The following is a 14,109-nucleotide window of genomic DNA, read 5'->3' on the forward strand; positions in this document are numbered from 1 at the left end:
GGCGAATCTCCTCCTGGCTTTAGGAATAAGGGCGATCCTGGTAAACGAATCCGGGCATGACGGTCGCGTCGTCGTAGGAAGTGTGGAAAATGTCGGTCGTCGCGGGAGACAGCGGCGGGATTAGCCAAGACCAGCGTCCGGTCGCATTCCGTCCTTCCTTCTCTTCATTGCGGACGAACGATTTGAACTGCTGCGCCGCCGTGTGGTGGTCGACGATCGTGACGCCGGCCGCGCGGAAGGAATGGAGCACGGCGACGTTAAGCTCGACCAGCGCCCGGTCCTTCCAGAGGGTGGAAGCACGGCTGCGATCGAGGCCCATCCGATCGGCGATCATGGGGAGCAGGTTGTAGCGCCGATCGTCCGACAGGTTGCGCGCGCCGATCTCCGTGCCCATGTACCAGCCGTTGAAAGGCGCGGCCGGATAGCGGACGCCGCCGATCTCCAGCGCCATGTCGGAGATGACGGGCACGGCGTACCATTTGGCGGGGAAGCTTCCGAACAGATCGAGCTCGGGATGGCGCAGCGGAACTTCCAGGACGGCGGAAGCGGGAAGCGGAAACCATCGGGGCGCGCCGCCCGCGGTTTGGATGACGAGGGGGAGCAGGTCGAAAGGCGTTCCTGCGCCGCGCCAGCCCAGATCCAGGCAGACGCGGGTAAAGGCGACCGAGGCCGGGTCGCCGACGATGCCTTCGGCCGTCTCGTACCCGGCATACCGCAAAAGCTGGTGATTCCAGATGCGGACGGGCTCTTCTCCGGAAGGGGAGGCCGGCCCGAACACCGTAATCGCCGGTCGAATCTCCCCGCCGTTCGTCGCATAGGCCAAATGGCGGAGCAGCGCCTCGTATACCTGCTCTTCCGTCACGCATTCGCGCGCGTCGAACACGGTCATCCGGTTCCAAAACAGCCTTCCGATGCAGCGGTTGGCGTTCCGCCAGGCCATCCGGGCGCCGTGCTCCAGCTCCTCGTAGGCAAGATCCAAACGGCCGTCTGACCGAATCCGTTCGAGCGCCTGGGCGATCCGGAGCTCCGAGCCCCCCGGATCCGTGCCCAATTCCCGGTGGCAGGTTCGCAGGAACTTCTCCGCCTCGCTAAGCAGATATTCGTTCGTCTCCCGGGCGCAAAAGTTCGTCTCCATTTCCATTTCTTCCTCTCAGACAGGCTCAGCCGCCGGTCATGCTGTCGTTGCTTTAACAGTACCACAGGACGAAGAAGCGGCGCAAAAGACGATCTCGTGACGCTTGTCAAATTCCGGTTCGTCTGCTAAAATGGGATTACATGTTCGGGTTCGGATGAGGAAGCACCTCTTCGTTTTGTGCGGAGAGGTGCTTTTTTGCGTTCGTCTCCGCCTGGCGACGTTCCCCAACGTCATATAGCGCCGCTGGCGCGCCGAGGAGGAGTCAAGGATGGAGATCGTGTTTTTGAATCGGTTCGAACGCGCGGCCGGACCGGCCGACGCCGAGCGGGGCCAGGTATTCATCGGAGAAGACCAAGGGATATGGACGGCGGGCTGGCATCGTTTGTCCGACGACGGGGAGAAAGCCGAGGAACCGTGGTTCGAAGGGACGAGCTGGGAAGAGCTGCTGGCCTCGTTCCGTTTCGGCATCGCGCGCAAGATGAGGGAAGGCTTCCGGCCGATGCTGGACGGCATGCTGGAAGAAGTGCCGTTCTGGGAGCGGCGGCCGCCGCTGCCTTCGATGCTGCAGTGCTACGCCGATCAGTTCGATGCCGAGAAGGAGCTGGCGCCGCTGCGCGCCTGGAGAAGAGCGAAGTCGGCCGAGGAGAAGCGTTCGGCATATCTTGTGGCGACGAACAGGGAGCTCCAGATGGTGGCCGTTTACGTGCCGAAAACGGAAGAAGAGCTGAAGCAGATTCCGGGCTTCGGCAAGACGAAGGTCGAAAAGTATGGGAAAGAGCTGCTGCAGCTGGTGGGCGATCTGCCCCGCGAGCATGCGTTCCCGCTCGATTGGGTAGCGGCCGCGGTGGCGGACGAGACCTACAGCGACTGGGCTTTCCGTCAGAAGGAAGAGAGATTCGGCAAGCAGCAGTCCTTGGTCCAGGAGAAGAAGCGGCTGCTGAGCGGAATCCGGCAAGGCCGGTCGCTCGCCGAATTGGAGAAGGAGCTGAGCTTGACCCGCCGTCTGCTGATCGAGCGCGTCGACCGGCTGGACGAGGAAGGCTACGACGTGCTACCGCTCGTCGAACGGGAGTTGTCGGAACTGCCGCCGGAGGAAGTGCTTGAGGCCGAGCAGGCGATGAATGAGATCGGCGATCAATTTCTGAAGCCGCTTTACCAGCGTCTATACGCCGCAAGCGGAGAGACGGAGCGTTCCTACGAGAAATTGCGAATGCTGCGCATTCGCTTCCGCCGCGCGGGCAAATCGGCGGTATAGCCTTCCATTCCGGCCGAAATCTCGCCACAGCGTCCCCGGCCGGCCTTCCGGCCGGGGAACGCCGCATGATATGATGCCAATTGTGCGAAACAACGGCATTGCGGGGAAGGCGGCTGGCATCGGTGCGGAAGGACAGGAAGATGTCGATCGGAGCGCTGGCGTGGCCGGTCATGATCGAGATGTTTTTACAGTTCGCGATCGGCAGGTCCGATACGTTGATGGTCAGCCGGATTTCCGACGACGCGGTGGCGGTCGTCGGTTTTTCCAACCAATTTTTCAACGCCGTCATGGTGCTGTTCATGCTCGTCTCGAGCGGTGCCGGCATTCTGATCGCTCAGCGGTTGGGAGCAGGCATGGTTCGCGATGCCCGCGTGCTCGGGACGATGGCGATCGTCCTCACCGGCGGCATCGGTCTCGCCGTCAGCCTGACCGTGCTGCTGGGGGCGGGCTGGTTCGCCGACATCCTTCAGGTTCCCCGCGAAATCCAGCCGATGGCCGCCCAATATATGAGCATCGTCGGCGGAGGGATGATCTTTACCGCCCTCGGAACCGCGTTCAGCACTTGCATTCGCAACACGGGCGACACGCGTTCGCCGATGCTTATCGCGTTCGGGATGAACATCGTCCATATGATATTGAACGGCCTGTTTATATTCGGCGCGCTTGGATTTCCCAAGTGGGGACTGTTCGGCGTCGCGCTGTCGACCTTGTTCGTCCGCCTTGCTTCCGCCGTTCTTCTGCTGCATTTGTTCCGCCGGGCGTTCGGAGGCAAGATCGCCTGGCGGGAATTCCCGCATTTCGAGCCGAAGCTGCTGAAGGAGATTTTCCGAATCGGCTGGCCGCTCAGCGTCAACGGCGCTTCGTGGACGTTCTCGCAGCTGGCGATCTTCAGCATCATCGGGCTGATGGGGGCGCAGTCGCTTGCCGCGCGTACTTATATGAACTCGATGGAGTCGTTCGCCTTTACGATCGGCTGGTCGATCGCGCTGGCCGTGCAGATTCTCGTCGCCTATCAATTCGGGTCGGGGAAGCTCAAGGAGGCCTACTTCAGCTGCTACCGGGCGCTTTGGCTCGGCGAGCTGCTCGTGCTGGTCAACACGGGGCTCATCCTTCTGTTCCGCAGGCAGGTCATTTCCTTTTTCACGGGAGATCCGTGGATCGTGGACATGGCGATCTCGCTGCTGTGGCTGAATCTCGCGCTGCAGCCGGGGAAGATGCTGAATATGGCGATCGGGCAGTCGCTGAACGCGATCGGGGACAGCCGGTTTATGATGTCGCTCTCGCTTCCCAGCCAATGGATTGTATCGGTCGGTCTGAGCTATACGCTCGGAGTACGGATGGGATGGGGACTGTACGGGGTGTATGCCGGCATGATTCTGGACGAGTGGCTGCGCGGCGTCATTCTGCTGTACCGCTGGCGCAGGCATCGCCGCAAAGGCTTGTTCGCGTCCGTCTTCGGCAAGAAACCGCCCGCACCGGTCTCCGCTCCCGCGGCCGGAGCCGGGTTGCGGTGACGCGGTCGGGCGGCTTCTCCGCCTCAATGATCGAAAACGCCAGTTATCCGCCGAGGGGGTATCCATCACAGCCAATCTTTCTTGCGGAAGAAATAAAACATGCCCAAACCGAGAAAAGCCATGATGCACAGAAGAACGATCGATCCGGCGCGGTCGTGCATGCCGGGAATATAGTCGAAGTTCATGCCGTATACGCCCGTTATGAACGTGAGCGGCATGAAGATCGTCGTAAGCGCCGTAAAGACGCGCATGATCTCGTTCGCGCGATTGGCGACGCTCGATTGATAAGCTTCGCGCAAGTTGCCCATCAAGTCGCGGTACGTCTCAAACGTTTCGTAGATCTTGACCGCGTTCTCGTGAATGTCTCCGAAGTACTTCTGCAGTTGAACGTCGAACAGCTTAAGCTCCTTCTTGTTCAAAGCGCCGATGACGTCGCGCTGCGGGCCGAGCACCTTTTTAAGCCACAGGATTTCGCTTCGCAAACCGATGATCTCGGTCAAATGAGATTTCTTCGTATGCATCAGAATGTCTTCCTCGAGACCTTCGATGCGCGCCTCGATCCGGTCGCCGACGACGAAATAGTTGTCGACGACGAGGTCGACCAGATGATACAGCATCCGGTCCGGCCTGCTGACTTCTTCCTCCCACAGGATCGGCTTGATTGCCCTCAGCTCGTTGATCTTTTGCTTCGTGACCGTAATCAGGTAATGCCGGCCGAGGAACATGTTGAGCGCCCGCAGGAAAATCTCTTCGTCGTCGAACCGAATGCTGTTGATGACGATAAAATAATGGCTTTCGTACACTTCGAGCTTGGGACGCTGCTCTTCTTCGGTCATGCAATCCTCGACCGCCAGATCGTGGATGCCGAACAAGGGCTGCAGCTCCAGCAAATCGTCGATATCGGCGTCGATCCAATAGAAGCCGTCGTCCGGCGGAATCAGCGCTTCCGTAATGTCGTCGACCATCGTAAAAATTCCGTTTTTTACCAACCGGATTTTCACCGGAATCCGCTCCTTTGCATGTCTGATCATGCAGGGCGATATTCCGCGCGAGAAGGGACGTCAGACGGCGGAGCCGGTCCGCGTCGTCCCTATGACGGCGCAAAGTCGTCCTGCTTGGATGTTTGTCAAGCTGCGACTCGGGCCAGGATGATCTCCTTCCATGGCCGGCTCCCCCCTTTGTTCCCATGTTTTCATCGTTTGCAATTCGTGATAAGTATAATCTTCCGCTAGGTCCCTTTCAAGGACAATTTGACCGCGGACGGGCTGCTTGACTCCCGCGGATCGTTCGGGAACAATCCGCTTGACGGTAGGCCTTTTTTGCAGTAAATTAGGGATAGTTTTCGGCATGACTACAATTGAAGAGGTTTTGCCATCTTATCAAGAGCAGGCGGAGGGACTAGCCCGATGAAGCCCGGCAACCGGCGGCGTATTGCGACGCACGGTGCTAATTCTTGCAGGAATCGCGGAGATCCGCGTTTCCGGGAGATGAGAGAGGCGCACTCGTATCCGTTCTGACGATGACCCTTTCTCATTTATGCGAAAGGGTCTTTTCATGTTCCGTCGCGAAGTTGAAATCTACGAAGGAGGGATCGGAAATGCCGATCAAAGTGCCCGATCACTTGCCCGCCAAGGAAATCTTGGCCTCGGAGAACATTTTCGTCATGGACGAAAGCGTCGCATACCATCAGGATATTCGGCCGCTGCGCATTGCGATCTTAAATTTAATGCCGACGAAGGAGACGACGGAGACGCAGCTTCTCCGGCTGATCGGCAACACGCCGCTCCAAGTGGAGATCGTGCTGCTGCATCCTAAGACGCACACGTCCAAGAACACGTCCGCCGAACATCTCGCGTCCTTCTACCAGACGTTCGACGACATCGCCGATCAGCGTTACGACGGCATGATCATCACGGGAGCGCCGGTCGAGCAGATGCCGTTCGAGGACGTGAACTATTGGGAGGAGCTCAAGGACATTATGGACTGGAGCGCCCGGCGCGTCACTTCGACGTTCCATATTTGTTGGGGAGCCCAGGCAGGTCTGTACCACCACTTCGGCATTCCGAAAGTGGATCTGGACAACAAGCTGTTCGGAGTATTTCCCCATACCTTATCCAAGCGAAACGTTCCGCTGCTGCGCGGCTTCGACGAAATGTTCTACGTGCCGCAATCGCGCCATACCGGCGTGAACCGGGAGGATATCGCGAAGACGCCGGAGCTGGAGATTTGGTCCGAATCCGATGAGGCGGGCGTCTATATCGCGGCGACTTCGGACGGCCGCCAGATCTTCGTAACCGGGCATTCGGAGTACGATCCCCATACGCTTAAATGGGAGTATGACCGGGACAAAGCGAAAGGACTTAGGATCGATGTTCCTAGGAATTATTTCCCGAGCAATGATCCGACGAGACAACCGCTGTCCACCTGGCGGGCGCACGCCAATCTGCTGTTCTCGAACTGGCTGAACTACTACGTTTACCAGCAGACGCCTTACGATCTCGGCGCGGGAATTTAATGCCATAAAATAATTGGGGGCAATGCCTTCCCAAACGCCGGGAGTTCGCCGGTCTCATCACCGCCGGTCCAATCTAAGACCAAGTTCATAGGAGGAGTCATACGCATGCAATTGGAGAGCCGTTTGGCCCAAATCGGGTCCCAGGAGGATCCTGCTACGGGAGCGGTCAGCTACCCGATCTATCAAGCGACGGCATTCCGTCACCCCCGCCTCGGTCAGAGCACCGGGTTCGACTATGCGCGGACAAAGAGCCCGACGCGTTCCGTGCTCGAAGCGGCGGCAGCCGACCTGGAGAGCGGCGACGCCGGGTTCGCCTGCAGCTCCGGCATGGCTGCGCTCACGACGATCTTCGCGTTGTTCTGCCAGGGCGACCACCTGATCGTCTCGCTTGACCTGTACGGGGGAACGTACCGCCTGCTGGAGCAAATTTTGTCCCGGTACGGCATCTCCGCTTCCTATGTAGATACGAACGATATGGACGGGCTGGAGTCGCTCTGTACGGAGAAGACGAAAGCGGTGCTGATCGAGACGCCGACCAACCCGCTCATGATGATTACCGATCTGGAGAAGGTGTCGGCATGGGCGAAGCGCCATAACCTGCTCACGATCGTCGACAATACGCTGCTGACGCCGTTCCTGCAACGCCCGTTGGAGCTCGGAGCGGATATCGTCATTCATAGCGCGACGAAATATTTGGGCGGCCATAACGACGTGCTGGCCGGACTGATCGTAACGAAGGGCGAAGAATTGTCCCGGAAAATGGGCGTCCTTCACAACTCGCTCGGAGCCGTGCTCGGACCGCAGGATTCATGGCTGCTCATGCGCGGAATGAAGACGCTGGCGCTCCGGATGGAACGACACCAGGCGAACGCCCAACGCATCGCCGAATGGCTGCATGAGCATCCGGCCGTGGAAGACGTCTACCATCCCGGCTTGCCTCACCACCCCGGCCATGACGTTCAGAAGCGCCAGTCGTCGGGCAATACCGGCATCTTCTCGTTCCGGATGAAGGACGCCCGGACGGTCGAGCCGATCCTGCGCCACTTGAAGCTGATCGCGTTCGCGGAAAGCCTCGGCGGAGTCGAATCGCTGCTGACGTATCCGGCCGTACAGACCCACGCCGACATTCCGGCGGAGATTCGCCGTAAAGTCGGCGTGGACGACCGCCTGCTGCGGTTCTCGGTCGGGATCGAGCATGTCGACGATTTGATCGCGGACCTCGGCGGCGCGATCGAGGCGGCGCTCCAAGAGATCGGGGAGGCGTAAACAATGGATCCGAAAGAAATAAACGATAAGCAGTTCGCGACGAAGCTCATTCACTTCGGCCAGGAGATCGACCGGACGACCGGCGCGTCGAGCGTCCCGATCTTCCAGGCGTCGACTTTTCACCACTTCGATCTGGACAACCCCCCCGCCCACGACTACAGCCGCTCGGGCAATCCGACGCGGGAAGCGCTCGAGTCTTACATCGCGCTGCTTGAGGGCGGAACCCGCGGCTTCGCGTTCGCCTCGGGCATGGCGGCGATCTCGACGGCGTTCCTGCTGCTCTCCGCAGGCGATCACGTCATCGTGACGGAGGATGTCTATGGCGGCACGTACCGGCTGCTGACGACGGTGCTGAATCGGCTGCAGATCGATTCGACATTCGTGGATATGACGGATTTCGACCAGGTGAGAGCGGCGCTTCAACCGAATACGAAGGCGGTCTTCATGGAGACGCCGTCCAACCCGACGCTGAAAATTACCGATATCGGTCTCGTAACGTCCTGGGCGAAAGAACGAGGACTTCTGACGATGCTGGACAATACGTTCATGACGCCGCTGCGTCAGCGGCCGATCGAGCTGGGCGTCGACGTCGTCATCCACAGCGCGACCAAGTTCCTCAGCGGCCACAGCGACGTCCTCGCAGGACTTATCGTTACGAAGGACGACTCGCTCGGGCGTCGCGTCAAACAGCTTCAGAACGGCCTCGGCACGGTGCTCAGCGCGCAGGAAAGCTGGCTTTTGATGCGCGGCATGAAGACGCTCCAAGTGCGGATGGAAGCGAGCGAGCGGGGAGCCGCTCAATTGGCGGAATGGCTGGATGCCCACCCGGGCATCGAGCGCGTCTTTTATCCGGGCCTCGCGGCGCATCCGGGCCGGGACGTTCACGCGAAGCAGTCGACCAGCTTCGGCGCGGTCATTTCGTTCGATGCAGGCAGCGGCGAGCGGGCGCGACGGTTGATGAGCCGCGTCAAGCTGCCGATCGTTGCCGTCAGCTTGGGAGCGGTGGAGAGCATCCTGTCCTATCCGGCAATGATGTCTCATGCCGCCATGCCCCGGGACGTTCGTCTGGCGCGCGGCATCACGGACGGACTCGTCCGGTATTCGGTAGGTCTGGAGGCCCCCGAGGACCTGATTCGGGACTTGGAGCAAGCGTTGGAAGAATAGCGACGAAAGGCCTGAGACGGCTAGTTCTGACGAACGATATATGAGGGCGGGCGCGGCATGTCCGTATTCACCGCCCCTTTGTTCGTGTTACAATAATCGCAAACGTTTTCAGGACAAGGTGGTTGATCGGATGTGAGCGTGCGCAAGTGGATCGACCATATCTTATTCGGTGCCAAGCTGCTGAGGAGCAACCGTTCGCTCAAATATTTCCCGCCGGATTTTACGGTTCGCCGCCCGCTGCACACTTTGCTGGACCGGCACTCCCGGCGGGGAGACGAGATTTACCTAGCCTTGTTCCGGTTGGAATGTCCGGATTCGCTCCTGGAAGTCTGGCCCGACCTGCTGCCGGCGCTTCGCGAGGACATCCGGCGGCAGCTCCGCCTGCTCGCTTCGGGCCAGTGGGAGGACGACGAGCTGATCGGCATGGATCAGATCGCGCCTCAGGAGTTTATCGTGCTGGTGAAAGGGGATCCCTCGGACGGAGAGGAATGGCTCCCGGACGCGCTTCGCCGGAAGTTCGATCAGCTCAGGCGCGGGCTTGAGCTGGAGCTGTCGGCGGGCGAAGCGAATTATCGCCGGCTGCTCCGTTTGACCGGCACTTACGTGCCCATGCGCAGCGTTCCGATCTCGAACGGCGGCGCTTCCGCGGATCGCCTCGAGGAAGCCTGCCGATTCGCCCTGGCGCTGGCGACCCGTCAGTTGACGCCTCAGACGCTGGCCGCCCGGCGCCAGCTGGACCGGATCCTGCGGGAGTGCGACATCTCCGTCCTGGCCCAGCCGATCATGGACTTGCGCAGCGGCGATATTTTCGGCTGGGAGATTCTGACGCGCGGACCGGCGGCAAGCGTCTTCCATCTGCCGGAAGAGCTGTTCCGCTTCGCGTCCCAAAGCAACCAGCTATGCAAGCTGGAGTTCCTGATCGTGAAGACGGCGCTGGAGGAGATCGCGGCGCGCCAAGTCCGCGAGCCGGTCTTCCTGAACGTGACGGCCGTAACGCTCGGACATCCGCAATTTCTGGACCATGTTCTGGAGTGTCTGAAAGAGCATCCTTCGCTGCGGCCGGCCCAGATCGTGTTCGAAATTACGGAACGCCACGAGGTGAAAGATTTCGTCGAGATGGCGGAGGTGCTAGGCCGCTTCCGCCGGCACGGATTCCGCTTCGCGGTCGACGACATGGGCGCGGGCTATTCCAGCCTTCAATGGATCGGCGAGCTGTCCCCGGAGCTGATCAAGATCGACCGTTCCGTTATCCAATACGTCGATCGGATCGCGGTCAAGATGAGCCTGCTGCGCGCCATCGTCACCGCGGCGCGGGAGATGAGCTGCGAAGTCGTCGCCGAAGGGGTCGAACGCGAGGAGGAGGCCGACGTGCTGTTCCGGCTCAACGTAGGCATGGGGCAAGGCTATTACTTCGCCAGGCCGAACGCTCTGCCGCGAGAGACCGATCGGGAAATTTACAAAATGATGAAAGAGTTGATTCAGCACCGCCGTCAAGCCGCCTCTTAAGGTGGCTGCGGCGGTTTCTTTGTGCTAGGATAAAGAAGTGAGGTATACCTAGACAGACATTCGTTTTACTCGGGAGAGGAGAGTGCGGGAATGAGCCCAATAGACCGCATATTGGATCGTGCGCTGCGAGATCAGCGTTTGGAAACGGAAGATATCATCGCGCTGTTCGACAGCGAGGAAGTCGAGAAGATCGGAGCGGCCGCGAACCAGGTGATGCTGAAGCACCACCCCGAGCCGATCACGACGTTCGTCGTCGGGCGGAACGTCAACTATACGAATATTTGCGACGTATACTGCCGCTTCTGCGCCTTCTATCGCGCGCCGGGTTCGGAGCAGGGATACGTGCTGCCGGACGAGACGATTCTGCAGAAGATTCAAGAGACGGCGGACGTAGGCGGCACCGAGATCCTGATGCAAGGCGGGACGAACCCGAACTTGCCGTTCTCGTACTATACGGATTTGCTGCGCAAAATCAAAGCCCGGTTCCCGAACATTACGATGCATTCGTTCTCTCCTGCCGAGATTCGCAAAATGCAGGAAGTATCGGACGGCTTGTCGCTGGAAGAAGTCGTGCGCCAAATTCACGAAGCCGGGCTCGACTCGCTGCCGGGCGGCGGGGCGGAGATCCTGGACGACCGCACGCGCCGGAAGATCAGCCGGCTTAAGGGAACGTGGCGCGAGTGGATGGACGTCATGACGGCCGCCCATAAAGTCGGAATGACGACGACGGGCACGATGGTAATCGGCTTCGGGGAATCGATGGAGGAACGGGCGCTTCACCTGGTCCGCATTCGCGACGCGCAGGACGAATGCGTGCGCAACGGCTATCCGTCGCGGGGCTTCCTGGCCTTCATTCCGTGGACGTTCCAGCCGGACAACACGAACATGAAGCGGGAGAAAGCGTCGCCGGAGGAATATCTGAAGACGCTGGCGATCAGCCGCCTGGCGCTTGACAACATCCCGAACTTCCAGTCGTCCTGGGTGACGATGGGACCGGAGATCGGCAAGCTGTCGCTATCATACGGCGCGAACGACTTCGGCAGCACGATGATGGAGGAGAACGTCGTCTCCGCCGCCGGCACGACGCATAAGGTCAATATCGAGCTGTGCCTCAAGCTGATCCGCGAAGCCGGCAAGATCCCCGCGCAGCGCAACACCCAGTACGAGATCCTGAAGATGTTCGACGACGAGAACGAAAAAATCGAGCGTGACTTTGTCATGCAAAACTAAACTCGTTTCTGCTTTTTATCGGGGGCTCCCCCAAAAGTAATCGGAGTTCGCTACAGAGCTTCGCGTCACTTTTGGGGGTTCATTCTCGGGGGCTCCCCCAAAAGTAATCGGTGTTCGCTACGGAGCTTCGCGTCACTTTTGGGGGTTCATTCTCGGGGGCTCCCCCAAAAGTAATCGGAGTTCGCTACAGAGCTTCGCGTCACTTTTGGGGGTTCATTCTGGGGGTACTAACCGGACTATCGCGCCATGTGAACGACCGAGGCGACGGCAGTCCGGTTTTTTCCGCGCCGTTTGGCATCGTAAAGCGCTTCATCGGCTCTGCGGAAAAAAGCCTCTTTGCCGAGTCCGGGAACGTAAGTAGCAAGGCCGGCGCTTAACGTGATCGGTACGTGGGGCAGCGCCTCGCAGGAGGTGGTCGCGATCATCCGGCGAATGTCCTCGAGCCTGTCCAACGCTTCCTGAAGCGTCTGGTTTTTGAACAAGATGGCGAATTCCTCGCCTCCGTAACGCGCGAGAACGTCGTTCGAGCTCATCTGCGTCGCGAGCAAGCCTGCAATCTCCCGCAGAACCTCGTCGCCGATCCGGTGACCGTACGTATCGTTGATCGCTTTGAAGTTATCGAGGTCGACCACGGCCAACTGCAGCAGAATCGTCCGGGCCTCGCATTGCGCGACGAACCGGTCCATGTACTCCTGAAAAGCCCGGTGATTGCCGATGCCGGTGAGCGCGTCCGTCCGGGACAGCTTCTCCGCCAGCTTGCCGCGCAGAAGCAGTTCCTGCTGCGCCTCGTAGGTGGCGAGCAAATGCTTGGACAACTCCCGTCCCCTCAGCATCGCACCGACCGCAAGCGCGGCGAAGACAAGAAGAATGGCGGCGATGCCCGCAACGGATCCGAGCGTGAGCGATTCCTTCGCCTCCGCGCTGAACAGGCAGATGGTGACAAAGGAGATGATCGTATTGAAGACGGCGTAAATCAGCGCCGTTACTTGGAAATAGAAAATACTGACCATAACAGGCAAAAAGAGCGACAGCAGCACGTACGTCTCGCCGCAGTGGATAACGGATAAGATGACGGAGATCAGCGTCGAGGTCGAGATCAGAATATAGTCGTGATGCTTGGAGGAACGCCGAATGCCGACTTCGGCCAAGGCGATGACGACGGCAAGAAGAGCTGTCGGGCGAACAATGGACATACATATGAAGGTGGAAGTGACGGTCTTCGTCAAGCCGATGTAGCACACTTCCACCAAGACGGAAATCAGCAGCACGCACCAGTAAAACAGCAAAAGCAGCCGATTCCAGCGGGAATGGCTGAATGTCATCTTGTGTGAAGTCAAATTGTCATTCATTGATGGCCTCGCAATTCGCGTAACGTCCGGATTTTCCCTCAATATACCATACGCCATTCCGTGCGTATATCCTTTTTTTGGACGAATGTCCGCCTCTCTCCGGCCTGTCTCGTCCGATCCGCTTCCTCAAAAAAATACCACCGCGCCCGGTCGATCGTATATCCCTTTTTCGGTCACCATATAGTTAGAAAAGGGATGCGGAGGTGATCAGGTGAAAAGAGACGAGTGGACGATCGACCCGGGGGTCGACCCGACCTTGTCGAAGCGGCTTGCGGCCAAGCTTAACCAGCCGTTCGCCGGATTGGCGGACAGCAAGGGGCAAGGGCCATGGATCGTTACGGAACCGGACGGGCGCATTCGGTGCAGCTTGACGATCGCCAAAGGGCGGGAGGATTTCTGCGGCAAAACGGGCGCCGTTCTGGCCGAATATATGGTGACGGATCGAGAGCCGGCGTTTCTGCGGCAATGGCTCCGGATGCGATTCGGATTGCGAAGCGACGGCTCCGAGATGGACGGAGCGATCGCGGACACGGTTCTGCTGTTGAACGGCGAGCCGGAAGCGGCGGGAGCGGGCAGGGGCCGGCAGCGGCGCATCCGGAAGTGGGGGCCGGCGTTCGCCGCTTATCTGATGGAGAACGGCTTCGTCCATCTGGAGGGATTTATCCGATTCCGTCTGAAGGACTACGGAACCGAGCTGAGAGAGGCGGCGGAGACGGCGGTCGAAGAGCGGCTGATGGAGCGGCAGTACGAGGAGTTCGTCACGCTGCTGCAGTCCATGGTCGCCTGGCAGGAAGTAAGATTGCCCGCCGTTCACGTCATGCACGCCGGCGGACATGCCTTCCGGCTGTTGGATGAGAAAATGCGGCCGCTGGAGCGGGACGGCGGCGAAGAGGAGCTGCTGTCGGAAGACGAGAAAACGGAAGGACTGACGGACGAACAAGAGGAGGAGAGCTTGCTCGTCAGTCGTCTGCTCGCCGCTTCGCCGAGGCATCTGTACATCCACACCGCAGAACCGGACGCGCAGGTCATCCGTACGCTGATGGGCATTTTTGGAGAACGGGCCGCATTGTGCCCGGAGATGAACGCGCCGACTTGACGAGCGCCGCGGGCAGGCGGTATAATGCCGTTATTCAACCTTGCGCGACGCGAAAACTCCGGTTCTTCGCGACATCACG

11 protein-coding genes and 1 riboswitch are annotated in these 14,109 nt (G+C 59.6%); of the genes, 8 read left to right on the forward strand and 3 right to left on the reverse strand.

The genetic code is table 11. The features are described 5' to 3' along the window. Positions 1–19: 19 nt before the first annotated feature. Positions 20–1,135 (reverse strand): nitric oxide synthase oxygenase, encoded by a 1,116-nt coding sequence (locus H7C18_RS09495; protein ID WP_185128774.1) that lies wholly within the window; start codon positions 1,133–1,135, stop codon positions 20–22. Between the two features lie 268 nt (positions 1,136–1,403). Between H7C18_RS09495 and H7C18_RS09500 the strand changes: the two genes are divergently transcribed. Both H7C18_RS09500 and H7C18_RS09505 read left to right on the forward strand, forming a co-directional pair. Next, positions 1,404–2,390, forward strand: coding sequence for an HRDC domain-containing protein (locus tag H7C18_RS09500; RefSeq protein WP_185128775.1), 987 nt, complete (start codon positions 1,404–1,406; stop codon positions 2,388–2,390). Positions 2,391–2,530: 140 nt separating this feature from the next. After that, positions 2,531–3,904: an MATE family efflux transporter gene (locus H7C18_RS09505; protein ID WP_185128776.1), complete on the forward strand. Its 1,374-nt coding sequence runs from the start codon at positions 2,531–2,533 to the stop codon at positions 3,902–3,904. Positions 3,905–3,969: 65 nt separating this feature from the next. Here H7C18_RS09505 and corA read toward each other — a convergent pair whose 3' ends face one another. Next, on the reverse strand, positions 3,970–4,905 hold the full coding sequence (gene corA / locus H7C18_RS09510; protein WP_185128777.1) for a magnesium/cobalt transporter CorA: 936 nt from the start codon (positions 4,903–4,905) through the stop codon (positions 3,970–3,972). A 372-nt stretch (positions 4,906–5,277) separates the two neighbouring features. After that, a riboswitch (SAM riboswitch) is annotated at positions 5,278–5,398 on the forward strand. Positions 5,399–5,501: 103 nt separating this feature from the next. Between corA and metA the strand changes: the two genes are divergently transcribed. From metA to mqnC, 5 genes are all read left to right on the forward strand, one after another. Further along, positions 5,502–6,419, forward strand: coding sequence for a homoserine O-acetyltransferase MetA (gene metA / locus H7C18_RS09515; protein ID WP_185128778.1), 918 nt, complete (start codon positions 5,502–5,504; stop codon positions 6,417–6,419). A gap of 105 nt (positions 6,420–6,524) precedes the next feature. Then, positions 6,525–7,685, forward strand: coding sequence for an aminotransferase class I/II-fold pyridoxal phosphate-dependent enzyme (locus H7C18_RS09520; protein ID WP_185128779.1), 1,161 nt, complete (start codon positions 6,525–6,527; stop codon positions 7,683–7,685). Positions 7,686–7,688: 3 nt separating this feature from the next. Further along, positions 7,689–8,849, forward strand: coding sequence for a PLP-dependent transferase (locus tag H7C18_RS09525; protein ID WP_185128780.1), 1,161 nt, complete (start codon positions 7,689–7,691; stop codon positions 8,847–8,849). Between the two features lie 132 nt (positions 8,850–8,981). Beyond that, positions 8,982–10,355 (forward strand): EAL domain-containing protein, encoded by a 1,374-nt coding sequence (locus H7C18_RS35040; protein WP_185128781.1) that lies wholly within the window; start codon positions 8,982–8,984, stop codon positions 10,353–10,355. 90 nt (positions 10,356–10,445) lie between these two features. Next, positions 10,446–11,585 (forward strand): cyclic dehypoxanthinyl futalosine synthase, encoded by a 1,140-nt coding sequence (gene mqnC, locus H7C18_RS09535; RefSeq protein ID WP_185128782.1) that lies wholly within the window; start codon positions 10,446–10,448, stop codon positions 11,583–11,585. A gap of 236 nt (positions 11,586–11,821) precedes the next feature. Here the strand turns inward: mqnC and H7C18_RS09540 are convergent, their stop codons facing one another. Beyond that, positions 11,822–12,934 carry a GGDEF domain-containing protein gene (locus tag H7C18_RS09540; protein ID WP_185128783.1) on the reverse strand — a complete coding sequence of 371 codons (1,113 nt, stop codon included), beginning with the start codon at positions 12,932–12,934 and terminating at the stop codon, positions 11,822–11,824. A 211-nt stretch (positions 12,935–13,145) separates the two neighbouring features. On the opposite strand from H7C18_RS09540, the gene H7C18_RS09545 reads away from it, so the two are divergent. After that, positions 13,146–14,030 carry a sporulation protein YtxC gene (locus tag H7C18_RS09545; RefSeq protein WP_185128784.1) on the forward strand — a complete coding sequence of 295 codons (885 nt, stop codon included), beginning with the start codon at positions 13,146–13,148 and terminating at the stop codon, positions 14,028–14,030. The last annotated feature ends 79 nt before the right edge of the window (positions 14,031–14,109 follow it).

This window comes from Cohnella zeiphila (genome assembly GCF_014212055.1).
In the GTDB taxonomy this organism is placed as follows: Bacteria; Bacillota; Bacilli; order Paenibacillales; family Paenibacillaceae; genus Cohnella; species Cohnella zeiphila.